Here is a 21989-nt window from a genome sequence, read left to right on the forward strand (position 1 = left end):
CGTGGCCGCTTTTGTTTGTGCTTGGCCATCATTGCTTTGGGGGATGCGATGGCGAGCAAGGGACTGGTACTCGTCACGGGCGCGAGCGGGTTTGTTGGCAAATGGACGGTGATCGAGCTGCTCGGCAGCGGTTACTCGGTGCGCGGGACCGTTCGGTCGGCCGCCAAGGCCGACGCCGTGCGCAAGGCGGCCGCCAAGGCGCTGGGCGGCGATGTCGGCGACCGGCTGGACTTCGCCATCTGTGACCTGATGGACGATGCGGGCTGGGCCGAGGCCATGGTGGGCATCGATGCGGTGATGCACGTGGCGGCGCAGATCCTCGCCATCGAGCCCAAGGATTCCAATGTGGTGATCGGGCCGGCGGTCGAAGGCACGCGCCGGGTGTTGCGCTTCGCGGCCGATGCTGGGATCAAGCGGGTGATTCTGACCTCCTCGATCGCCACGGTCGGCTACGGGCACGGCCAGACCAGCGGCAAGCGCATCTATACCGAAGAGCATTTCACCAAGCTCGACGGCATGAAGTTCACCTGGGCCTATTGCATTGGCAAGACCAAGGCCGAACAGGCGGCCTGGGCCTTTGCCAAGGAAAAAGGCCTGCACCTGACCACGATCCATCCGGGCGCCATCCTGGGACCGGCTGTGGATGATGACGCCAGCATCTCGTTGCAGATGGTGGGCGGGCTGCTGGAAGGCACGACGCCGGCGATGCCGAGCAATGGTTTTTCCATCATCGACGTCCGTGATGTGGCGGCGATGCATGTGGCCGCGCTGGAGCAGCCGGCATCGGTGGGGCAGCGGTATCTTGTCACCTCGGACTATGTCCCGTTCCCTGAGGTGGCCAATATCCTGCGTGCGGCCTATCCCGACCGGGGGATTACTTCCAAGTCGGTACCGGACTGGATCATCAAGCTGTTCGCCCGATTTGGCGGCCCGACGCGGCAGATCATCAACGACATCGGCAACGAAAAGCATTTCGACCGCAGCAAGGGCGAGACGTTGCTTGGTCGGGCGTTTATCCCGGCCAAGGATGCGATCCTGAGTGCGGCGGAAAGCCTGATCGAATTGGGCCTGCTCAAGCCGGCGGCGAAGTAACCGGCGGCCGTTCGAGGCCCCAGACAGCGTAGGCGGCCTGAAGTTCGCGCATCGAACTGAGCTGTACCATCGGTAGGCCGGTTGCGCGCAGCAGGTTGATATCGCGTTCACGCTTGCGCGGCTGCTCGATCAAGATGTAGCGGATCATCACCCATTTCAGGCTGTCCTGCGCGCCGTCCAGCATGCCGTGGCGCTGGTGCTCGAACAGGGTGCGACGCAAGTAGCGCCCGAACGCACTCCAGCGATCGGTCCCCAGGAGCAGGATACCGGTGGCGCGGTGCATCCGTTCGGGCAACAGGCGCATGTAATTGCCTTCGATGACCCAGCGGTCGCGGGCGATTGCCGCGGAATGGGCAGCATCAAACTCTTCGCGCGGGCGCGCCACCCAATTGGTGTGGGGCTGGTGGTGCAGCAGGTCGAGATAGGTAGGATCGACGCCCATGCGGCGAGCAAGTGCCGCCGCTAGGGTTGATTTGCCGGCATTGGACGGGCCGCAGACGCAGATGCGCGGCCCCAGGCTTTCGAGCGGCGGGAGAGTGAGCATTTTCAGTTCCGATATGTTGACGGGATCGGGGTGGAAAAGGCGAATGGAGGTCGGCGGAGGCTCCAACGAAAAGGGCCGCTCCCTGAGGAGCAGCCCACATTCGGGGGACGGGCCTATAGACCCGAACGGCTAAGTTGGCAAGACAGCGCGATTAATCCGGCTGCACGTCCTTGCCGGTATAGACCTCGTCGACCCAGAACTGGTCGCGGCGGTCGAAGCCGTTGAACGGGGTGAGCGAGGCCTGGGTGTAAGCGCCCATCAGGCCGAATTCGATCCAGTCGTCCTCATCGATATCCGACGGCAGGGTGAACACCTGGGGCAGCACGTCATAGCTGTCGCAGGTGGGGCCCCAAACGGTGAATTCGGAGAATTCGGCGTCGTTGTCATGCACGCGGGCGCCGCGCCAGACGCGGACCGGCGGGGTGAAGTGCATGAACTTGACTTCCATCAGGCTGCCATAAGCGCCGTCATTGACATAGACCGACTGGCCGCCGCGCTGATGCTTGACGCGCAGCAGCAGTGACGTGGACGAGGTCACCAGGGCACGGCCGGGCTCGATGATCAGCTCGGGCTTGCGCTTTTCGCCAAAGTGGTCGTTGACGGCGGTCGCGATGGTTTCGAAGTAATAATCCATCGGCGGGGCTTCGCTGGTCGGGTAGGGGGCCGGATAACCGCCGCCGATATTGAGGCGCTTGAGCTCGATGCCGGCTTCCTCGACGATGCGGGCGGCGGCGGCGATGTGGCGCTCATAGGCATAAGCGTCTTCGCACTGGCTGCCGACGTGGAAGCACAGGCTGGGCGTGTAGCCCATCTGGTCGACCATGGTGGCGATTTCGGCCGCGCCCTGTTCCATGACGCCGAACTTGATGCCGAAATCGTAGGATTTCAGCGCCTTACCGGCCTTGAAGCGGGTGGTGACTTCGACATCTCGCGAGGGCGAAACTACGGCGGCAAGCTGGTCGAGCTGCTGGGGGTGGTCGATGGTGAAGGAGCGGACGCCGAACTCTTCGTAAGCGCGGGCGATCTCGCGCTTGTTCTTGATCGGGTTGTTGTAGTGCATCACGGCGCCCGGCGCGTTGTCGCGCACCAGTTCCATCTCGGTATTGGAAGCGACGTCGAAGGCCTTGAGGCCTTCACGATGCAGCTGGGCGATAATGTGGGGCGAGGGATTGCATTTGACCGCATAGGTCAGCAGCCCGTCGAAGCCCTTGCGGAACACCTTTGTGGCCTTGTGCAGCTCACGTTCGGAGAACAGGAAGGCCGGAAAATCCGGGGCTTCCGCCGCGATCAGGGCGGAGGTGTTCGGGAACACGTGGTTCGGCTCGTCTGTCATGGACATCTTGCCTTTCTGGGGCTGCAAAAAGTCGTGGAAAGAGCGCTGCATATAGGGCCGCATGCCCCCTCACGCAAACGTTTATTTATGACGATTTTGTAGGGTGGCGATGACACCTTAATGGCGCCGGATTCCGGGCGTTCTGCTGCGGAAACCATAGCGTTCCGCTCACGCTGAACCTATCAATCCGGAGGTTGGTCCGATGACACCGCGCAGTTTGGCTTTGGCAATTGGCGCTCTTGCAGTTCTGGCTATTGGCGGCACGCTGGCGCTGGCGCCGCTGACCGCGCGCAACGAGACGCTGGCGGCAGCCGTGGCACCGGACGTGGCGGTGCCGGTGAGCGACACGCAGGTCAAGCTGAGCTTCGCACCGGTGGTCAAGGCCGTGGCGCCCTCGGTGGTCAATGTCTACGCGACGACGATCGAGCAGCAATCGAGTTCGCCATTCGCCAATGATCCGTTCTTCCAGCGGTTCTTTGGTGGGCAGGGCCAGTTCCAGTCGCGGCCGCGGGAGTCGCAGTCGCTGGGCTCCGGCGTGATCGTGGATGCTTCGGGCATGATCCTGACCAATCGACACGTGATCGAGGGCGCGACCGATGTGCGGATCGCTTTGTCGGACGGGCGGGAGTTCGCCGTCGACGTGGCGGTCGAGGATGCGCAGACCGATTTGGCGGTGCTCAAGATCCGCGATCCCAAGGGCGCGACCTTCCCGGCGATCACCTTTGCCAATTCCGATGCGCTGCAGGTCGGCGATCTGGTGCTGGCAATCGGCAATCCGTTCGGGGTGGGCCAGACCGTCACCAGCGGCATTGTTTCGGGCCTCGCGCGAACCGGTGTGGAAAGCTCGGACTACGAGTTCTTCATCCAGACCGATGCGGCGATCAATCCGGGCAATTCGGGCGGGGCGCTGGTCGATCTCGATGGGCATCTGGTGGGCATCAATACGGCGATCTACTCGCAAACCGGCGGCTCGGTGGGGATCGGCTTCGCCATCCCGGCCAATATGGCGCGGTTGGTGGCGCAGGCCGGGGTCAGCGGCGGCGCGATCGTGCGGCCATGGTTCGGCGCCAAGATGCAGGCGGTCAATTCCGATATCGCCAGCAGTCTGGGCATGGTAGCGCCGCATGGTGCGCTGATCACCGAGGTGGCGCCGGATGGACCAGCGGCCAAGGCGGGATTCGCATCGGGCGATGTGATTATGTCCGTGGATGGCGTGGCGATCGACGATCCCAGCGCCTTCAATTTCCGGCTGGCCACCAAGCCCATCGGCAAGGCAACGACGTTGCAGCGGTTGCGCAGCGGCAAGACGGACGACGTACCGTTCAATGTCGAAGCCGCGCCGGTGCCGACGCCGGATATGCTGGCGACCATCAATGGCGATTCACGGTTTTCGGGCACCACAGTGCGGCAGATCACGCCAGACCTCGCCGAGGCCAAGGGGCTGCCTTACGACGCCAAGGGCGTGATCGTGACTGTGGTGACGAAGGGGTCTCCGGCGGACCAGATGGGCTTGCAGGTTGACGATGTCCTGATGACGCTGAACGATGCGGCGATGGATACGGCCAAGACCTTCGAGCAGACCGCGTCCCAGCGCGTGCGCACGTGGCAGGTGACGTTGGAGCGTAGCGGGCAGGTATTGCGCAGCATCGTCAGTGGTTAGGCGCAGATTCGGGCTGACCGTGATGGTTGGCTCCAATCTGTCGGCTCTGCCATCACTACCGCCTCGGCTTTTGGCACAACGCCGCTCCACCCACGGTGTCATACCGGCGCAGCCCTGTACCCATCCTGAGATGTGGCTGCAGCCGCAAGGTGGTTGCGAAGCCAACCTGCCACGTCCTCGTGGTTCGAGGGTCGCTACGCTCCCACCTCACCATGAGGACTACTGAAACAGCGCAATTCTAGCAGCATCCCCCATGTGAAAACTCTTTCAGTAGCCCTCATGGTGAGGTGTGAGCCCTTGCGAGCCTCGAACCACGAGGGCGTGGTACAATCTATCCAACTAATCCCCACCCCCAAAACCCGCTGTATCCTCGCCCCCGATATCTCCACAATGGCTGCGGGTTCGCGACGAACGGCTGTGGAGAGTTTGGTGGGAGGGGAATGCGGTCGCGCGATCCCTGGGCCAGTGCGACGTTCGTCTCCTGAAACAATGGAGGCCACGTTCGGGCGGCCAGAAACCCCATCGCATGCGGCGAGATGTGTCTCGCTTACTACAAATTACCATGAGGCACGTCTCGCCGCATGCCGCAGTCTTTGCAAAACCGTGAGCCGCTCGGGCTGCACGGCGTTTCGGCATGACCGCCGGTGGAACAGGAATCTCCGCTTTGTCGGGGATCACTGTGAAGTTGACGCCCGAGAACGCTGTATGCGCTTCAGCAGTCTGATAGAATGCAGCCATGACCGACCTGTTTTCCGCCGACCCCATCGATAGTGACACAGCACGACCGCTGGCCGACCAGTTGCGGCCGCGTTCGCTCGACGAGGTGATCGGGCAGACCCATCTGTTGGGGCCTGATGGCACCCTGCGGCGGATGATCGCCTCGGGGCGGCTGGGGTCGCTAATCCTGTGGGGGCCGCCGGGCACCGGCAAGACCACGGTGGCGCGCTTGCTGGCGGACCAGATCGGCTATCGGTTCGAGCAGATTTCCGCGGTGTTTTCGGGCGTCGCCGATCTCAAGAAGGTGTTCGAGAAGGCGCGGTTCGAGCGGCTGTCCGGGCACAAGACGCTGCTTTTCGTCGACGAAATTCATCGCTTCAACCGGGCCCAGCAGGATGGTTTCCTGCCGGTTATGGAGGATGGCACCGTGGTGCTGGTGGGCGCAACGACGGAAAATCCGTCGTTCGAACTCAATGCCGCTTTGCTGTCGCGCAGCCAGGTGTTGCGGTTCGAGTCGCTGTCGCTGGAAGACCTGGCGCTGTTGGTGGAGCGGGCCGAAGAACTGACCGGCGAAGCCCTGCCGCTCAACGAGGAAGCGCGGGCGACGCTGCTGACGCTGGCGGATGGCGACGGGCGGGCGCTGCTCGGGCTGGTGGAGGAAGTGCTGGCGTCCGCAAAGCCGGGCGAAGTGCTTGATGGGCAGGCTCTGCTCACCGTGGTGCAACGACGCGCCCCGATCTACGACAAGGCGCAGGACGGGCACTACAACCTCATTTCAGCGCTGCACAAGACAGTGCGCGGATCGGACCCCGATGCTGCTCTCTATTACTTCGCACGCATGCTGGACGCCGGTGAAGACCCGCTGTTCCTGGCGCGGCGGCTGATCCGCATGGCGGTCGAGGATATTGGGTTGGCCGACCCGCAGGCCCTGCCGCAGGCGGTGGCGGGACGGGATGCCTACCAGATGCTTGGATCGCCTGAGGGTGAACTGGCGCTGGCGCAGGTCGTTGTCTATCTGGCGCTCGCGCCCAAGTCGAACGCGGTCTACACCGCCTTCAAGGGCGCCACGAGCGTCGCCAAGGCCACCGGCTCGCCGATGCCACCCATGGTCATCCTCAATGCGCCGACCAAGCTGATGAAGGGTTCTGGCTACGGCGAGGGCTATCAATATGACCACGACACCCCGGAGGGCTTTTCGGGGCAGGAGTATTTCCCCGAAAAGATTGGCCGCCAGAAGTTCTACGAGCCGGTGGAGCGCGGGTTCGAGCGGGAATATCGCAAGCGGATCGAGTATTTCGAGCGGTTGCGGGCGGAGAAGCGGGGCGGGGGCGAATAATGGTTGGCGTGGTATTGGTGGGCGTGGGCGGCGGTATCGGCGCCATGGCCCGCTATGGGGCCTCGGTCTTGGTGGGCCGGGTCTGGCCATCCGGTTTTCCGCTGGCGACGCTGCTCATTAACATTGTCGGCTCGCTGGCAATGGGGCTGCTGATCGGCTGGTTAGCCAAGGCCATGCCGAGCTGGGCGGCTGAGGGACGGCTGTTTCTGGCGGTCGGCGTGTTGGGCGGGTTCACCACGTTTTCCTCGTTTTCGCTGGATACGATTGCCCTGATCGAGCGCGGCGAAATCGGGCAGGCGGGCACCTATGTGGTGTTGTCGGTTGTGGTTTCGGTCGTCTGCCTATATCTGGGGCTTTTGATGACAAGGGGCCTGCCCGTATGAGTGCGGTTCAACAGCGCCTGGTGAGCCAGGACGAAGATGGAATGCGGCTGGACCGTTGGTTCGCGCACCATTTTCCTCAGCTCGGTTTCGGGCGCCTGCAAAAGCTGATCCGCAACGGCGAGGTCAAGGTCGACAAGGCCAAGGTGACGACCAGTACGCGGGTGGTTGCCGGCCAGACTGTGCGCATTCCGCCGATCGATGATCCCGAAACGGTCAAGCCCGTCAAGGTGCGCGACGAGGACGCCGATTTCCTGCGCGACCTGATCATCTATGAGGATGACGATATCTACGTGTTCAACAAGCCCAGCGGCCTGGCCGTGCAGGGCGGTAGCGGCACCTATCGCCATCTCGACGGGATGCTGAAAAGCCTGCCCAACAAGAAGGGCGAGCCGCCGCGGCTGGTGCATCGGCTGGACCGGGATACGTCCGGCTGTCTCGTAGTCGCCAAGACGCACGCGGCGGCAAGCCATTTCGGCACGGTGTTCCGCTCGCGCTCGGCGCGCAAGATTTATTGGGCGGTGGTCGCCGGCAATCCTCATCCGCAGCAGGGCGAGATTTCGTGTTTCCTCGCCAAGCAGGGCGGGATGGATGGCGAGCAGGTGGTTGTCGTGAAAAACGGCACGCCCGGGGCTCAGCACTCGACCACCTATTACTCGACCACCGATACGGCCAGCCGACGCTTTGCCTGGGTGACGCTGAAGCCGGTGACGGGGCGTACACACCAGTTGCGCGTGCATATGGCACAGTTGGGGACGCCGATTATTGGTGACCCGCGCTACTTCAATATCGAGAACTGGCAGGGCGCGCCGGGGCTGGGCGAGGGGTTGCACCTGCATGCCCGGCGCATCGCGTTCCCCCTACGAGGCGGAAAACGCCTGGATATTTCGGCGCCGCTGCCGCCGCATATGCGGCAGAGCTTTGACGCGCTGGGGTTTGATCCGGATCGCTACGACATCCAGCAACAGGACCCGGAGGAGGAGGGCGCATGATCCTCGTCGTGTTCGACATGGACGGCACGTTGATCGACACGCAGGCGCTGATCACCGAGCATATGGCGGCGACATTCGCGGGTGCGGGACTGGCGGCGCCGGTGCCGGCGGAATCGCGGCGGGTGATCGGGCTATCGCTGCCGGTGGCGCTGGGGCGCTTGGCCAAGAGCGACGATGCGGGGCTGATCGCGCGGCTGGTGGAGAGCTACAAGAGCCACTATCGCGCCTCGGTGGTGACCGATGAAGGCCGTGAGGGCCTGTTTCCCGGGGCTTTGTCGGCGCTGGAGAGGCTGCGGCTGTGGCCGGATATGCAATTGGGCATTGCGACGGGCAAGGGGCTCAACGGAGTGCACCGCATTCTCGGGCTGCACGGGATCGAGGATTACTTTGTCACGTTGCAGACGCCGGACCATAATCCGTCGAAGCCGCATCCGGGGATGATGTATCGGGCGATGAGCGAGACCGGGGCGAAGCCGGAGCAGACGGTGATGGTCGGCGATACCACGTTCGACATCGAGATGGGCAAGGCCGCAGGCGCAAAAGCTATTGCAGTATCATGGGGTTACCATGAGACGGCCGAGCTGCTGGAGGCTGGGGCGGACGCGGTGATCGACCGTTATGAGGACCTCGACGCGGCGATCAGGACGGTACTGGAGTTAAGCGATGCGTGACCAGCTTGAAGATGCCCACCAGCATAGCGACGCTGGCCTCGGCCGGGCGCATCATCGGGTGAAGTCGGATTTGCCGAAGCGATTCTATAAGGAAGTCAGTGTCTTAGCGGTGGATGGTGGGTTCACGGTGGCGCTGGATGGGCGGCCGGTAAAGACGCCGGGCAAGATCGCGGTCGTGGTGCCGGTGGCGGAGATCGCCACGGTGATGGCGGCGGAGTGGGCGGCGCAGGGAGAGTTTATCAATCCCGACCCTATGCCCATGGTAAGATTGATCAATTCGGCGCTGGAGAGCGGGGAGAAGATGATCCCGGCGTTCCGTGACGAGGTGCTGAAGTTCGCGGCGGGCGATGCGCTGCTGTATCGGGCCGAGGCGCCGCAGACGCTGGTCGATGAGCAGGAAGCAAGCTGGGACGCAGCACTGGTGACGCTGGCGCGCCATTTTGGTGTGAGTTTTCAACCCACTATCGGAATTATCCACCAGGCGCAGCCGGCGGCGACGCTGGCGCGGCTTGGGGATGCGTTGCAGGAGCAGGGGTTGTTGACGATGACGGCGCTGGTGTCGATCACCGGGCTGACGGGGTCGGGGCTGCTGGCGATCGGGCTGTTGCATAAGTTATTTACGCCCGACCAGGTGTGGGCAGCGGCGCATGTGGACGAGGATCACCAGATCAAATTCTGGGGCCAGGACGAAGAGGCGGCGGAGCGGCGCGCGAAGCGGCGGCTGGAGTTCGATACCGCCGTCAACGTCGTGCAATGGCTGCGGAATTAGCTTTTGCTGGCCGCCGTGGCGATGACCCAGTCGGCGGTTTCTGAATCGATCTCGCGGAGCGGATCGAGGACGAAATCGCGTTCGTGAGCATAGGGATGCGGCAGGGTCAGACGCGGGGATAACTCGATGCGCCGGTCATAGGCGATGATATCGATGTCGATCAGGCGCGGGCCCCAGACTTCGATGCGTTCGCGGCCCATGGCTAGTTCGATGGACTGCAAAACATCCAGCAATTCCAGTGGTTTGAGGCTGGTGACGATGCTCATCGCCATGTTGGCGAAGTCGGGTTGATCGGTCTTGCCCCAGGGTTTGGTGGTGATGACGGACGAGGCGGCGATCAGGGCGATTTGCGGCTGCGAAATGATTCGATCCACTGCGTCGGCCAGCTGGGCCGGTGGATCGCCGATATTGGCACCGAGACTGAGCCAAGCTTTTGACATCGTTGACTATTTCCGGACGCGGTGAAGCTCGATGGCGGCCTCGCCACGAACCATGGCGATGGGAGCCTCGGGCTTGCGGATGCGCAGGATAATCCAGTTAACGCCTTGAAAAGACTGGAAAAGTGCCTCGACGATGTTGTTGGCGACAGCTTCGAGCAGCTTCATGCGCTGGCCTTCGAAGCTCTGTTTCACCACGTCGTAGATATCCGCGTAGGAGATCCCGGCGGAGAGGCGGTCGGTCTCGGCTGCGGCAGAGAGATCGGCACCCAATTCCAGATCGATGAAGAATCGCTGACCGAGCTTGGCTTCCTCGGCAAAAACGCCGTGGTAGCCGTAAAAGCCCAGGTCTTTCAGGATGATACGGTCGCCAGTGTAGGGGTCGGCCATGCGGTCACCTCGCGTTTTCGGGGGGACCATACAGCGTTGCCTGCGCCACGCGAAGGGCGTCGCGGTTGGCTCGGACATCGTGGACGCGAAAGATATGCCCGCCTTTGGCATAGGCCAGGACGTTGGTGGCGATGGTGCCGGCGAGGCGCTCGTGGGGCTCGTTGCCGAGCAATTTTCCGATCATGGATTTGCGCGAGGTACCAATAAGCAACGGGAGGCCCATTTCGGTGAGCATTCGGGTAGCATCGAGCAGCGCATAATTGTCACCAAGCGACTTCGCGAAACCGAAGCCGGGATCAAGGATCAGGTTTGTCCGGTTTATCCCCGCGCGTTCGGCCAGCGCTATTGTGGCGTCGAAACAGCGGCGGACTTCATCGGCGATGGGTTTTGTGAGATCGCGGGCCTTGTCCCAATGCATGGCGATGACCGGGACGCCATGCAGTGCGGCGATGTCGGCCATCTCCGGCGCGCCTTGCAGGCCGTGGACGTCGTTGATGATAGCGGCACCGGACTGGATAGCCTGGTCGGCGACCAGGGGCTTGTAAGTGTCGATGGAGATGGGCGTGGTGATGCCGGCGGCGACCAGGGCTTCGATCAACGGGATGACGCGGTCGAGTTCGTCCTGGATCGAGACGGGGGTGGCGCCGGGACGAGTGCTTTCGCCGCCGATATCGATGATGTCGGCGCCTTCGGCGATCATGGCATGGGCGTGGGCGATGGCGGCGTCGAGCAGGGCGTGTTCACCGCCGTCGGAGAAGCTGTCGGGAGTGACGTTGAGGATGCCCATGATGGTGGGCCTGGGGCCGAGGGTAAGGACGCGATGATGGGACAGGGGGATGGTGTGGGTGGTGTGCAAGGTGGGTGTCCGACAGCGCATTGCGATGTTTTTGTCATATCACGGCGTTGTTGTGGCGAAGGTGGGAATCCGCAGAATGGGTTCCCGCTTGAGCGGGAATGACGTCGTGGGTTGGATGAGTCAGAGTGCGAGAACTGAGCGTTGGAGCCTGTAATCAGGCGGCAGGAAACACTGGGGTGTCCGGTGTGGCGTCGCTGGGGTGGAGGAGCCAGATGCCGGAGCCGTGTTCGCGGCACATGATGGCGGCGCCTTCGGGATCATAGGGGCGGTCGCCGGGGATGCTGTCGCTGAACCAGACCGGGAGGGTAATGTCGAAACGGGCCTGCAGGCGCGGGCTGTCGACGCAGCAGGCGGCATTGGCGAGGGCGCCGTAGAGCGGGCGAACCAGAATGCCGGCGTCGCGCATGGCGCGTTCGATGGGCTGGATGTGGGCGCAGGTGACCAGGCGGGTCGGGTCCATGTCGTAGGCGATCTGGTCGTCGTTCCAATGCTGGCCCTGCCGGATCAGGTCGGCATATTTCCGCATGGCCGGGTCGGTGCCGAGACGCTTGACGCGTCGGTGCTCTTCCTGGGTCAGGAGGCGTGACTCGCGCTGCCAGCGACGGCGGCGCAGGCCGAAGTAGTCGATACTGCGCCAATCAGCAGCAATGCCTTCGGACATGCGGATAGAGCGGACCAACAAGACGATGGCGACCAGCAGCAACGGCACGGCGATGATGGCGGCCTGATCGAGTTCGGGCGGAGTGCGGGGCTCGTTGAGGTGGTAAAGCAGATCGATGATGATCACGAAGCCGGGGCCGACAATGGCCATGGCGGCAAAGACGCTGCCGGCGCCGCTCAGCGGGCGGTTCAGGACGTTACGCAGGGCTCCCGGGGCTGGGAGAGGTTGGCCGGATTGATCCATGGTGGCGTTGGACGGTGTTCGGTCGCCCAGGAGGACGACGAGCGTTACAACGCCAAGCGCGCTGCCGAACGGGATCAGGAAGAGATAGGCGAAAGCCTGAACCTGAAGCAGCAGACGCGCCCAATGGGCGTTGAACAACAGGCCGATGCCTCCGATGACGCTGGGGGCGAAGTAGACGAGGAATAGCAGCACGAAGACGCCGCCAGCGGCGCGATAGCCGGGATTAGCGCCGGGATCCGTCAGGAACAGACCGATGAAGGGGATGGCTATGGCGGAGCAGGCCAGGCCGACCAGAATGTGTGCGACGGCGAGGATTTTGGCGGCGATGGCGGAATGCTCCGGGCGGGAGAGTATTGGGGGACCGGTTTAGCGATGCAGTTTGCGGTGTTGTCGGCCGCGGAGCGTGAATGGGAGCTGAATTGGCGCCCATTGAGCGGGCTGCGCCGCAATGCCGCAATGCAGATTTGTCGATTGCGGCGTGGCGCCTGAGGCCCGTACACCTGACGCAGGTCCAAGCTCCTCCCGAGCCGGCCGGACCAATTGCCGTTCAGGTGATGTTGGCCTGCAAATGCCCGTTTTCTGCGCTTCCGGTCCTCACGTACTCGAGCGTACGCTCCGGTCCGGTTCTCAAAACCCGGCATTTTCGGCTCAACCTGACCTGAATTGCAAACGGTCCCTAACCCACATTGCGGACAGGACAAATCGGCTTCGGCCGAGGCTGGCCGTCGCCGGAGTATGCGCCGTGTCGAATATTGCGTCTGTAGCAAGCGGTCTCACGACTGGCGCCAAGCTGGCGATCCTAGCGATGGCGGTGGGTTCGTTCGGTATCGGCACTGGGGAATTCGCCATCATGGGGCTGTTGCCCAATCTGGCGGGCGAGCTGGGGATCAGCGCGCCGGAAGCGGGGCATGTGATCAGTGCCTATGCGCTGGGCGTGGTGGTGGGGGCGCCGCTGGTGGCGATCCTAGGCGCGAAGCTGGGACGGCGGCCGCTGTTACTGGCGATGATGCTGCTGTTTGCACTGGGCAATTTCGGCAGCGCGGTGGCGCCGAATTATGCGTCGCTGATCGTGCTGCGGTTTATCAGCGGGCTGCCACATGGGGCTTACTTCGGCATCGCGGCGCTGGTGGCGGCCTCGATGGTGGACGTGGGCTATCGGGCCCGGGCGGTGGGTCGGGTGATGCTGGGGCTGACCATATCGACGCTGGTGGGCCTGCCGGTGGCGACGTGGTTGGGGCAGGGCATGGGCTGGCGGCCGACTTTCGCCGGCGTGGGCGTGGTCGGAGTGCTGGCTTTCGTGATGATCGCGCGGTTCGTGCCGCCAATCGTGATTTTGGCCGGGGCGTCGCCGCTCAAGGAATTGAGTGCGCTCAAGCGCCCGCAGGTTTGGCTGACGCTGGGGATCGCAGCGATCGGCTGCGGCGGCATGTTCTCGGTGTTCACTTATGTGGTGCCGTTGCTGACGGACGTGGCGGGCGTGCCAATCGGTTGGGTGCCGCTGGTGCTGGCGCTGTTCGGCGTCGGCATGACGCTCGGCAATATTGTCGGCGCGGCCATGGCGGACAAGGCGCTGATGCGTACCATCGGCGGGATGCTGGCGTTCAACGTGCTGGTGCTGGCGGCGATACCGATCATGGCGCAATCGGTGGTAGGCGCGTCGCTGAGCGTCTTGTGTGTCGGCTTTACGGTCGCAATCGGCACGGCGTTGCAGACGCGGCTAATGGACGTGGCGGCAGATGGGCAGACACTGGCGGCAACACTGAACCACGCGGCGTTCAACCTGGCTAATGCACTGGGCGCATTGTTCGGCGGGATGGCGATTTCGGCGGGCTATGGCTGGGGCTCGACCGGGGTGGTTGGCGCGGTGATGGCTATCGGCGGGCTGGCGCTGTTCGGGATTTCGGTGGCGCTGGACCGGCGGGAAACGCGCTGGGCGCCGCTGGCGGTGGCGGGAGAATAGGGCTCTTTTTTCCCTCTCCCGCAAGGGGAGAGGGTAAGCAAGAATATTCAGGCCTTGGCTTTGAATTCTTCCAGGATCTGATCGAGGCGTTTGAAGCCTTCGCGGACTCCATATTCCATGCCGGAGGCGAGCATGCCGTCGCGTTCCTCGACCGTGTCGAAGCGCGAGGTGACGCTGTAGATTGTGCGGTCACCCGCCTCCTTGAGCGTCAGGGTTTCGGTGGCCATCTTGCCATCGAACATGCCTTCTACGCCGAAGGTTTGCACCGTGCGCTCGGGCGGAACGATTTCCAGATAATTGCCATGGAACAGGATGACCTGGCCTTCGGGCGTGGTGGTTTCGATCTTCCATGAGCCGCCGATACGCCAATCGAAATGGATCACCCGGTTGGTGTGGCGATTGGGGCCGAACCAGCGAATGATGTGCTCTGGCTGCGACATGGCCTTCCAGACCAAGGCGCGGGGCGCGTTGAAAGTACGGGTGATGGTGACGGTCGGCACGGTGTTGCCGGAGGTGATCTTGAGGTCGTCCATGATTGGTCCTTTCGTCAGTTCTTGGGGGTGGAAGTGTCGGCGGTTTGCAGTTCGGCCAGATAGGCGTCCAACTGATCGAGGTTGTTTTCCCAGAAGCGGCGGTATTCCCCGACCCAGGTAGAAAGGTCCTTGAGGGGGGCCGCCTCGAGGTGGCAGGGACGGTATTGTGAATTGCGGCCTCGGGATATCAGGCCGGCCGTTTCCAGCACCTTGAGGTGTTTCGAGATGGCAGCGAGGCTCATGGCATAAGGCGCGGCCAGCTCGGTGGGGGTGGCATCGCCGTGGGTGAGCCGGGCGAGCATGCCGCGGCGGGTGGGATCGGCGAGGGCGGCGAGGGTGGCGGATAGGGCGTCGGACATGAGTGAACCGAATGGTTGTGAACTTATTGGTTAAGTATAGGGCGCGGGCGTTGTTGTCAACCGAAAGGTTAAGGATGGTTAGAGGAAGGCCTGGCGGTATTGGCGCGGGGTGGCGCCCTTGAGGGCTTTGAACTGGCGGTTGAAATTGGCGAGCGAGTCGTAGCCGACGTCGCCGGCGATCTGGCCGACGGGGAGGGCGGTGGAGGATAGGAGAGCGCAGGCGCGGCCGATGCGGAGGCGGATCAGGTATTGGCTGACGGTCTGGCGCGTATGGCGCAAGAAGGTGCGGTGCAGGCCCGAGGGGCTGAGCGCGGCGATATCGGCGAGGGTGGCGATGGTCAGCGGTTCGGCGAAGTTTTGGTGGATGTGATCGAGGACGCGGTCGATGCGGGTGCGTTCGGCGGTGGGGCTGGTGGTGTTGGGGGCGGTGGCAGCGAGGGGCGTGGCGGCGCGGTCGGCGGCGAGGAGGGAGAGGACCTGCAGCAATAGCAGGAAGCGCTCGGTCGGGGGGCGCTGGAACAGGGTTTCGATCAGCGGGCGAGCGGCGGCGGAGGTCGCGGGAGAAAAGCGAAGGCCGGCGGCGGCGCGGGCGAGCATGGCGCCGGTGCTGCGCAATTCGGGGAATTTGGCGGTGAGATGCTCGGCCCAATCGGGCAGGAACCACATGACGAGGGCAATGTGGGGCTGGTTGGGGTCGGGCTTGTCGATGGAGGACCAGGTGTGGGGCAGGTAGGGGCCGATGAGGACGAGGTCGCCGTCATCGTATTCCCCGATGTGGTCGCCGATGAAGCGCTGGCCGCGGGAGTTGAGGGTGAGGGTCAGTTCGTATTCGGGGTGGTGATGCCACTGGAAGGGGATGGCGTCGTCGAGGCGGCGGTTGAGCATGGCCCAGGAGGCGTCATCGGTGACGGTCAGATGTTCGAGATAGGGCTTCATCTGGCACCGGATGGGTCGTGGACGCCAGAATAGTATCAATCATTGCTGGTCGAGGGCAAGCTTTGGCGGCGCGGCAGGGTTAGCCTCTACCCATCGAACAGTCCTGAGGGGACGAGACATGGGAGAGTTTCATGCAAGCCGAAGCCAAGCGCGACAGCCATCCGACCACGCAGGTCGTGACGACGCAGCTCAAGGATATCGTCAAGAAGCTGCCTTTGAGAGTGCTCAGCCCCGCGGACTGGGAGCACTGGGTGACGAAGGGCTATGTGATTGTTCGAAATGCGGTGCCGCAGGAAAATGTCGAGCGGCTCAAGGCTTTACTGTGGGATTTTGATGAAAAGAATCCGGCAGACCAGAGCACTTGGTATGCGCCGCAGCGGCGCGATCACATCATGAAGGAGCTGAACGGCACCGGCATGGTGGAAATCTACAACCACCAATACTTGTGGGACAACCGGATGGAACAGCGCATTTACGATGCGTTCGTGGATGTCTGGGATCTGGAAGAGCTGTGGGTGTCGATCGACCGGGCGAACCTGAATGTGCCCAAGAAGGTGCATGGCAATCCGAACGGGTTCATCCACTGGGACAGCGATACTTCGCTCGATCCGCTGCCGATCGGCGTGCAGGGGGTGTTGAGCCTGGTCAAGCAGGATGGCGATGTGGGCGGATTCCAGTGCATTCCGGAGCTGTTCTACAATTTCGACGAATGGGTGAAGACGCAGCCGGCGGACCGCGATCCGATGCATCCGGATACGACCGGGTTGACCATCACCAATATCGAGATGGAGCCGGGCGACCTGATGATCTTCAATACGCTGCTGGCCCATGGCGTGCGGCCGAACCACTCCAAGGATCGGGTGCGGATGGCGCAGTATATCTCGATGTATCCGGCAAATGAGGGCGACGTGATCGACCGCGCCGAGCGGGTGCGGCTGTGGCGGGAACTGGATTCGCCGAAGCGCGACGCCTTCCCTGGCGATCCGCGCGAGTGGGAAAAGAACCACGCGCAGACCGCCAAACTGAACCCGCTGGGGGAGAAGCTGCTGGGGCTCAAGAGCTGGTAAATTGAATGGGGCGCCGGTGGCGCCCCAAGCTTTTGTGGGGGTGGCGCGGCGGGCAGATCCCGGGTGGTTGAGGTCTACAGATAGCGGCCGGATCGAGCTAAACCTCTACCGGCTAGTATTTTTTGTCGGCTGGGTTATTCTGATGCCAGCGTCGAACGTATTGCGAATGTCTCACCGCAGGGGGCCACACCATGCGCTTAGAGTTCGATCGTCGACGCCCGTGCCTGATTGTTCCGGCGGCAGCCATCACCGCGTTTCTCTGGTCGAGCGGTGTGGAAGCGGCCTGTGTGTTCGCCCCGACGGCGGGCGACGACGCCTATATCTGCGATAGTCCAGGGCCGGCGGGATTGACCGATCTGAGCGGCAATAACAGCCTGACGTTTCCGGCCGGTGGCGCCGGGGTGATCAGCGGCAATATCACGTTTGGCGGCGGCGCGGACCGGGTCACCATGGCCTCGGGGCAGGTGACGGGAGCGGTCAGCCAGGGCAACGGCATCGACGATTTCACCATGAGCGGTGGGCAGATCGGCACACTGCAGCAGGGCGATGGCTACGACACCTTCAACATGAGTGGCGGCAGCATCGTGGGGGCGTTCGAGGACGGCGACTATGCGGTGATGAGCGACGGCACGATCGGCCGGGTCGACATGAAGCTGGCCGACAATTTCTTTTACCTGCGGGGCGGCCGTATCCACGGCAACCTGGTGACGGGGTTCGGGCTCGACACTATCGAGATGTCCGATGGCACCATCGCGGGCAATATCAGCGTCAGCGGCGGCAATGACATCATGCGGCTGAGCGGCGGCACGGTGGGCGGCGAAATCCGCATGAGCTTTGGCAATGACGAGCTGACTTGGGACGGCGGCGCGGTGTTCGGCAGCGTGCTGATGGGGCAGGACGCCGACTTGGCGACCCTGCGCGGCCTGAACGAGGCGACGCTTTCGGTGACGCCGTCGATCGATGGCGGCGTTGGCACTGATGCGCGCGTGGTGACGCCGGCAACGGACGTGCTGATTTTCGACGGCACGCAGAGCGCCAATGGCGCGCGCTATACCAATTGGGAGGCTATCGAGCTGACGAATGGTTCGTCGTTCACGCTGGACGGAAGGGCGCTGGTGCTGGGAGGCAGCGATACGGGGACCGGTTTGCTGGGGATCGATGCGACCAGCGACATCATCGTTGATGGCAATGCGGCCATTAGCCCGTTCGGGGCCGGATTGGCGCGGGTGAGCAATGCGGGCACGATCTATATGAGCCACGCGGCCAAGACCCCAACCGACCGGCTGACCATCAACGGCGACTATGTAGGGCTGAATGGCTCGGTGGTGCTCGATACGTATCTGGGCAGCGACGGCTCGGCGTCGGACCGGCTTCTGATTTCGGGTGGGACGGCGAGCGGGCTGACCGGTCTCGGCATCGTCAATGCGGGCGGGCCGGGCGCGAGCACCAGTCAGAGCGGCATCATGGTGGTGCAGGCGATCAACGGCGGGACCACCAATGGCGACGCTTTCGCCCTGGACCGGGCGGTGGCAGCGGGGGCTTATGAATACCTGCTGTTCAAGGGCGGCGTGGAGGCGAACACGCAGGAGAACTGGTATCTTCGATCCAGCCTGATCAATGTGCCGCTGCCGCCAGTGCCGCCGCCGCCCGAGCCACCAGCGCCGCCACCGCCGGCACCGCCGCCGCCGGTGAATGAGCCAGTGCCGACGCCGCCCGATCCGGGACCAGTGATCAATCCTGGACCGCCGGTGCCCGATGTGGAGGCGCCGGTGATGCCGGCCGATCCGCCGGTCGTGCCGCCGATCGCCCCGCAGCCGATCGATCCCGATCCGGTGCTGGACCCTGGCGTGGCGCCACCGACGGCAGTGGCGCCGGCAGGGCGGTTCGCGATCGTACCGCCAACGTCGCAGGCGCGGCTGCCGACTGCGGAGTTGCTGGCAGGGGCTGCGGCGGTGCCGCTGTATCGGCTGGAAGCGGCCACTTATGCGGTGGTGCCGGTCGCGGCGCTGGCGCTGGGATTACAGGCAGTGGGGACGCTGGACGAGCGCCGGGGTAGCCAGGGCAATGTGGTGGATGGAACGCAGCCGGGCTGGCTGCGGGTCTACGGCCAGCGCACTGAACAATCCTGGACCGGCACGGTCGCGCCGACGTTCGATGGGCAGACTTATGGCGTGCAAGCGGGACTCGACCTGCTCAACATGGAAAGTGATGGACACCAGACCTCCGGCGGCGTGTTCGCCGGCACGGCGGGCATGAGTGGCGACATTCGCGGCTTTGCGCTGGGTTGGGCCGATTATGATGTCGGCACGCTCAATCTCAGTTCGACGCAGGCCGGGGTGTATCTGACCCATGTCGGGCCGTCCGGCTGGTATGTCGACGGGGTGTTGATGGGCTCCTGGCTCGGCGGGTCGGCGACATCGACGCGTGGCGCGGGCGTGAATGTGTCCGGTTTGGGGCTGACAGCGTCGCTGGAGGCGGGGTATCCGCTGCCGCTGGCGGGCGGGTGGACGCTGGAGCCGCAGGGGCAGATCATCTGGCAGGGCCTGTGGCTGGACCAGACTTCGGACGCCTTTGCCGATGTGCGCTTCAGTGGCGACAGCGGGGCGACGGGGCGCATCGGCGTGCGGTTGGACAACCGTATCGCGTTGGAGAACGGGTTTATCGAGCCGGCGGTGTACGCCAATCTGTGGAGGGACTTCGGGAGCACGGAAACGATGCTCGATGCCGACCGGCTGGAGACCCGCCATGATGATACGGCCTTGGAAGTGGGCGTTGGATTTACCGCCGAGCTGGCGCCCAAGGTCAGCCTGTTCGGCAATGCCAGCTATACCAGGGGACTGGGGAGCGAGCGGGCATCGGGCAAGGCGCAGTTCGGCCTGCAGGTGGGGTTTTGACGTGGCGTGACGAGCGAGGGGACGCTAGCGCTGAGAATGATTGGTGATGGTGAAGTCCCTGAACAGGCGATGTGAGGGTGAAATTGTCGCAGGGTTTGAGGGTGTATATTAGACCAATTGCGAGGCGACGCAGCGGATGCAGGGCAAAAGCGTAAGCATTCGTTAGAGGCAAAATGCGAAACTCATTCAGTGACATAGTAGTCATTTTCAACAGTCAGTAGAAATACTAATGCACCCCGTCTGGTACGGACTCCTGGCAAATCTGGCTGTGGTGACGATTTTCGTCTCCAGCTGGGCTTATATTCAAACCATGTTCGACCGCTGGTCGCCGTGGGTGCGCGCGCTCGCGCTGGGGGTGCTATTCGGCATTGGCGCTGTGATGGCGATGCTGTCCGCCTTCAGCCTGGAAGAGGGCGTATTTTTCGATCTGCGGACCACCTTGATTTCGTCGGCAGGGTTGTTCGGCGGGCCGGTAGCGGGATTGTCGGCTGCTTTAATTGCTGCCAGCTATCGGATCTATATGGGCGGCGCCGGGGTGTGGAGCGCTTCCATCGGGATTGCCGCGACGCTCGCGGTGAGCCTCGGACTCTACGCCGTGATCAGCAAGCGGGCGATGCGCCGGCGCGATATACTGACGCTCGCTTTGCTGCTTGCGGCTGTGGGCATCGCTGGCATGTTCACCTTACCGAGCGAACACCGCGAGGCCGCGCTCGCCCACATCGCCGTGCCCAGCGCAGTGCTGCACTTCATATCGAGCCTGCTGGCGGGGTTGGCGCTGCTCTATGACGAGCGCCGACGCACCGCGGTGCGCGAAAACCAGACTTATCGCACTATCATCGAATCGCTGCCCGACAGTCTCAACGTCAAGGATCGCGAAGGGCGCTTCATCGCCGCCAACCCGGCGACGGCGGCGCTGATGCATGCCGAAAGCGCGGCCGACCTTATCGGTAAGACCGATGCGGATTTCTACGCGCCGCCAGTGGCCAGCCGCTTCCGCCAGGATGAGCTGGAGGTGATGGCCAGCGGCGTGATGACCAAGATCGACCAGAAGGTGCCCAACCTGGATGGCAATCCGAAATGGCTGTCGACGCTCAAGGTGCCGTTGTTCGATGAAAGCGGCGCGCCGGCTGGCATCATCACGCTCAATCGCGACGTGACCGAGCGGCGCAACCTGGCGCTGGCGCTGGAGCAAAGCCAGCAGCAACTTTCCTACGCCATGGCGCAGATGGCCGACGGCGTGGCGATGTTCGACAAGAGCGGATACATGGTGTTCTGCAACGAGCAGTACCGCAACAGCTTTCCGCTGACGCAGGACGTGCGCGTACCCGGCAATCATGTACGCGACATGTTGCGCGCCTCGGCCGAGAGGGGCGAGCAGACGGTGCTGGAACTCGATGATCTGGAGGCCTGGATCGACCAGGCGGAGGCGGCGCTCTATACGCCCACCGAACATGACGTGCCCTTGATCGACGGGCGGTGGGTGCAGGTGCGCACCAGCTCGTCTCCCGGGGGGGCCAGCATGGTGGTGGTGTCCGATATCAGCAAGATCAAGACCGCGGAGACCAACCTGCTGGCGCTGACCAATCTGCTGCAGCAGCAGGCAATCACCGATGGGTTGACGGGATTGCTGAACCGTCGGGCGTTCGACCAGGGGCTGGAGAGCGAACTGGCGCGCAGCCAGCGCGACAAGAGCTGGATCAGCCTGTTGCTGATGGATATCGACCGCTTCAAGGCGTTCAACGATTATTACGGGCATCAGGAAGGCGACACGTGCCTCCGCGCCGTGAGTGCCGAATTCAAGCGGGCGTTGAAGCGACCGGGTGACGTGGCGGCGCGCTATGGCGGCGAGGAATTCGTGGCCATTCTGCCCGATACGGACGAGGACGGCGCCTTCGCTATCGCCGATGAGTTTCTCAAGGGCTTGCGGGCGCTGGGAATGTCCCATGTCGGCAGCGAGAAGGGGATTGTCACCGCAAGCATCGGCATTGCGTGCTATCGGCCGGATGAGCATTCCCGCGGGGCGGCCGAACTGGTGGGGCGGGCCGACCAGGCGCTGTATGACGCCAAGCTGGCCGGGCGGGATCGCCTGACGGGGTGGAAGCAAAAGCGCGCGATGGGGGCAGCGTAAGCCGGTCCGTTGCAAAAGCTCAGGATGGGCC

20 protein-coding genes are annotated in these 21989 nt (G+C 63.4%); 11 read left to right on the forward strand and 9 right to left on the reverse strand.

Translation table 11 applies throughout. From position 1 onward, the window contains the following. The first annotated feature begins 48 nt into the window (after nt 1-48). Nucleotides 49-1092 carry an NAD-dependent epimerase/dehydratase family protein gene (locus JWR51_RS08740; protein ID WP_299746351.1) on the forward strand — a complete coding sequence of 348 codons (1044 nt, stop codon included), beginning with the start codon at nt 49-51 and terminating at the stop codon, nt 1090-1092. Here JWR51_RS08740 and JWR51_RS08745 read toward each other — a convergent pair. Both JWR51_RS08745 and JWR51_RS08750 read right to left on the reverse strand, forming a co-directional pair. Next, nucleotides 1073-1636, reverse strand: a complete 564-nt coding sequence (locus JWR51_RS08745) for an AAA family ATPase (RefSeq protein WP_299746354.1) — start codon at nt 1634-1636, stop codon at nt 1073-1075. The genes JWR51_RS08740 and JWR51_RS08745 overlap by 20 nt on opposite strands. A 151-nt stretch (nt 1637-1787) precedes the next feature. Beyond that, nucleotides 1788-2975: a hypothetical protein gene (locus JWR51_RS08750; RefSeq protein ID WP_299746356.1), complete on the reverse strand. Its 1188-nt coding sequence runs from the start codon at nt 2973-2975 to the stop codon at nt 1788-1790. A 196-nt stretch (nt 2976-3171) separates the two neighbouring features. Here JWR51_RS08750 and JWR51_RS08755 point away from each other — a divergent pair, with 196 nt between their 5' ends. The 6 genes from JWR51_RS08755 to JWR51_RS08780 all read left to right on the forward strand — a co-directional run bounded on the left by JWR51_RS08755 (nt 3172) and on the right by JWR51_RS08780 (nt 9494). Further along, entirely contained in the window at nt 3172-4629 is a 1458-nt protein-coding gene (locus JWR51_RS08755; protein WP_299746358.1) for a Do family serine endopeptidase, read from the forward strand. Nucleotides 4630-5365: 736 nt separating this feature from the next. Continuing rightward, on the forward strand, nt 5366-6682 hold the full coding sequence (locus JWR51_RS08760; RefSeq protein ID WP_299746360.1) for a replication-associated recombination protein A: 1317 nt from the start codon (nt 5366-5368) through the stop codon (nt 6680-6682). Then, a complete protein-coding gene (gene crcB / locus JWR51_RS08765) occupies nt 6682-7065 on the forward strand; it encodes a fluoride efflux transporter CrcB (protein ID WP_299746363.1) in 384 nt (127 codons plus the stop codon). The genes JWR51_RS08760 and crcB overlap by 1 nt, the downstream gene beginning before the upstream one ends. Then, nucleotides 7062-8054 (forward strand): RluA family pseudouridine synthase, encoded by a 993-nt coding sequence (locus JWR51_RS08770; protein WP_299746366.1) that lies wholly within the window; start codon nt 7062-7064, stop codon nt 8052-8054. The genes crcB and JWR51_RS08770 overlap by 4 nt, the downstream gene beginning before the upstream one ends. Then, nucleotides 8051-8725: an HAD-IA family hydrolase gene (locus tag JWR51_RS08775; protein WP_299746368.1), complete on the forward strand. Its 675-nt coding sequence runs from the start codon at nt 8051-8053 to the stop codon at nt 8723-8725. The genes JWR51_RS08770 and JWR51_RS08775 overlap by 4 nt, the downstream gene beginning before the upstream one ends. Further along, on the forward strand, nt 8718-9494 hold the full coding sequence (locus JWR51_RS08780) for an ATP12 family protein (protein ID WP_299746371.1): 777 nt from the start codon (nt 8718-8720) through the stop codon (nt 9492-9494). Before JWR51_RS08775 ends, JWR51_RS08780 begins: the two co-directional genes overlap by 8 nt. Here the strand turns inward: JWR51_RS08780 and folK are convergent. The 4 genes from folK to JWR51_RS08800 all read right to left on the reverse strand — a co-directional run bounded on the left by folK (nt 9491) and on the right by JWR51_RS08800 (nt 12273). Further along, complete coding sequence (folK, locus tag JWR51_RS08785) at nt 9491-9934, reverse strand: 2-amino-4-hydroxy-6-hydroxymethyldihydropteridine diphosphokinase (RefSeq protein ID WP_299746373.1); 444 nt, start codon at nt 9932-9934, stop codon at nt 9491-9493. The genes JWR51_RS08780 and folK overlap by 4 nt on opposite strands. Before the next feature lie 6 nt (nt 9935-9940). After that, on the reverse strand, nt 9941-10321 hold the full coding sequence (gene folB, locus JWR51_RS08790) for a dihydroneopterin aldolase (protein WP_299746375.1): 381 nt from the start codon (nt 10319-10321) through the stop codon (nt 9941-9943). Nucleotides 10322-10325: 4 nt separating this feature from the next. After that, complete coding sequence (gene folP / locus JWR51_RS08795) at nt 10326-11177, reverse strand: dihydropteroate synthase (protein WP_299746377.1); 852 nt, start codon at nt 11175-11177, stop codon at nt 10326-10328. Between the two features lie 154 nt (nt 11178-11331). Beyond that, nucleotides 11332-12273, reverse strand: a complete 942-nt coding sequence (locus JWR51_RS08800; protein ID WP_299746379.1) for a hypothetical protein — start codon at nt 12271-12273, stop codon at nt 11332-11334. Between the two features lie 550 nt (nt 12274-12823). Here JWR51_RS08800 and JWR51_RS08805 point away from each other — a divergent pair. Continuing rightward, nucleotides 12824-14041 (forward strand): MFS transporter, encoded by a 1218-nt coding sequence (locus tag JWR51_RS08805; protein ID WP_366525565.1) that lies wholly within the window; start codon nt 12824-12826, stop codon nt 14039-14041. A gap of 47 nt (nt 14042-14088) precedes the next feature. Here JWR51_RS08805 and JWR51_RS08810 read toward each other — a convergent pair whose 3' ends face one another. From JWR51_RS08810 to JWR51_RS08820, 3 genes are all read right to left on the reverse strand, one after another. Then, complete coding sequence (locus JWR51_RS08810; protein ID WP_299746381.1) at nt 14089-14574, reverse strand: SRPBCC family protein; 486 nt, start codon at nt 14572-14574, stop codon at nt 14089-14091. A gap of 14 nt (nt 14575-14588) precedes the next feature. Then, on the reverse strand, nt 14589-14933 hold the full coding sequence (locus tag JWR51_RS08815; RefSeq protein WP_299746382.1) for a metalloregulator ArsR/SmtB family transcription factor: 345 nt from the start codon (nt 14931-14933) through the stop codon (nt 14589-14591). A gap of 78 nt (nt 14934-15011) precedes the next feature. After that, a complete protein-coding gene (locus JWR51_RS08820) occupies nt 15012-15869 on the reverse strand; it encodes an AraC family transcriptional regulator (RefSeq protein ID WP_299746384.1) in 858 nt (285 codons plus the stop codon). A gap of 131 nt (nt 15870-16000) precedes the next feature. Here JWR51_RS08820 and JWR51_RS08825 point away from each other — a divergent pair, with 131 nt between their 5' ends. From JWR51_RS08825 to JWR51_RS08835, 3 genes are all read left to right on the forward strand, one after another. Then, a complete protein-coding gene (locus tag JWR51_RS08825; RefSeq protein WP_299746387.1) occupies nt 16001-16936 on the forward strand; it encodes a phytanoyl-CoA dioxygenase family protein in 936 nt (311 codons plus the stop codon). A 191-nt stretch (nt 16937-17127) separates the two neighbouring features. Continuing rightward, on the forward strand, nt 17128-19830 hold the full coding sequence (locus JWR51_RS08830) for an autotransporter outer membrane beta-barrel domain-containing protein (RefSeq protein WP_299746389.1): 2703 nt from the start codon (nt 17128-17130) through the stop codon (nt 19828-19830). 229 nt (nt 19831-20059) lie between these two features. Next, nucleotides 20060-21958, forward strand: a complete 1899-nt coding sequence (locus tag JWR51_RS08835; protein WP_299746392.1) for a diguanylate cyclase — start codon at nt 20060-20062, stop codon at nt 21956-21958. The last annotated feature ends 31 nt before the right edge of the window (nt 21959-21989 follow it).

Source organism: Devosia sp. (assembly GCF_028290625.1).
GTDB lineage: Bacteria > Pseudomonadota > Alphaproteobacteria > Rhizobiales > Devosiaceae > Devosia.

Excerpts from the sequence above, each read along its gene's own strand:
- JWR51_RS08740 (WP_299746351.1), top strand. The coding sequence starts at position 49 with ATGGCGAGCAAGGGACTGGTACTCGTCACGGGCGCGAGCGGGTTTGTT.
- JWR51_RS08745 (WP_299746354.1), bottom strand. The coding sequence starts at position 1,636 with ATGCTCACTCTCCCGCCGCTCGAAAGCCTGGGGCCGCGCATCTGCGTC.
- JWR51_RS08750 (WP_299746356.1), bottom strand. The coding sequence starts at position 2,975 with ATGTCCATGACAGACGAGCCGAACCACGTGTTCCCGAACACCTCCGCC.
- JWR51_RS08755 (WP_299746358.1), top strand. The coding sequence starts at position 3,172 with ATGACACCGCGCAGTTTGGCTTTGGCAATTGGCGCTCTTGCAGTTCTG.
- JWR51_RS08760 (WP_299746360.1), top strand. The coding sequence starts at position 5,366 with ATGACCGACCTGTTTTCCGCCGACCCCATCGATAGTGACACAGCACGA.
- crcB (WP_299746363.1), top strand. The coding sequence starts at position 6,682 with ATGGTTGGCGTGGTATTGGTGGGCGTGGGCGGCGGTATCGGCGCCATG.
- JWR51_RS08770 (WP_299746366.1), top strand. The coding sequence starts at position 7,062 with ATGAGTGCGGTTCAACAGCGCCTGGTGAGCCAGGACGAAGATGGAATG.
- JWR51_RS08775 (WP_299746368.1), top strand. The coding sequence starts at position 8,051 with ATGATCCTCGTCGTGTTCGACATGGACGGCACGTTGATCGACACGCAG.
- JWR51_RS08780 (WP_299746371.1), top strand. The coding sequence starts at position 8,718 with ATGCGTGACCAGCTTGAAGATGCCCACCAGCATAGCGACGCTGGCCTC.
- folK (WP_299746373.1), bottom strand. The coding sequence starts at position 9,934 with ATGTCAAAAGCTTGGCTCAGTCTCGGTGCCAATATCGGCGATCCACCG.
- folB (WP_299746375.1), bottom strand. The coding sequence starts at position 10,321 with ATGGCCGACCCCTACACTGGCGACCGTATCATCCTGAAAGACCTGGGC.
- JWR51_RS08810 (WP_299746381.1), bottom strand. The coding sequence starts at position 14,574 with ATGGACGACCTCAAGATCACCTCCGGCAACACCGTGCCGACCGTCACC.
- JWR51_RS08815 (WP_299746382.1), bottom strand. The coding sequence starts at position 14,933 with ATGTCCGACGCCCTATCCGCCACCCTCGCCGCCCTCGCCGATCCCACC.
- JWR51_RS08820 (WP_299746384.1), bottom strand. The coding sequence starts at position 15,869 with ATGAAGCCCTATCTCGAACATCTGACCGTCACCGATGACGCCTCCTGG.
- JWR51_RS08825 (WP_299746387.1), top strand. The coding sequence starts at position 16,001 with ATGCAAGCCGAAGCCAAGCGCGACAGCCATCCGACCACGCAGGTCGTG.
- JWR51_RS08830 (WP_299746389.1), top strand. The coding sequence starts at position 17,128 with ATGCGCTTAGAGTTCGATCGTCGACGCCCGTGCCTGATTGTTCCGGCG.
- JWR51_RS08835 (WP_299746392.1), top strand. The coding sequence starts at position 20,060 with ATGCACCCCGTCTGGTACGGACTCCTGGCAAATCTGGCTGTGGTGACG.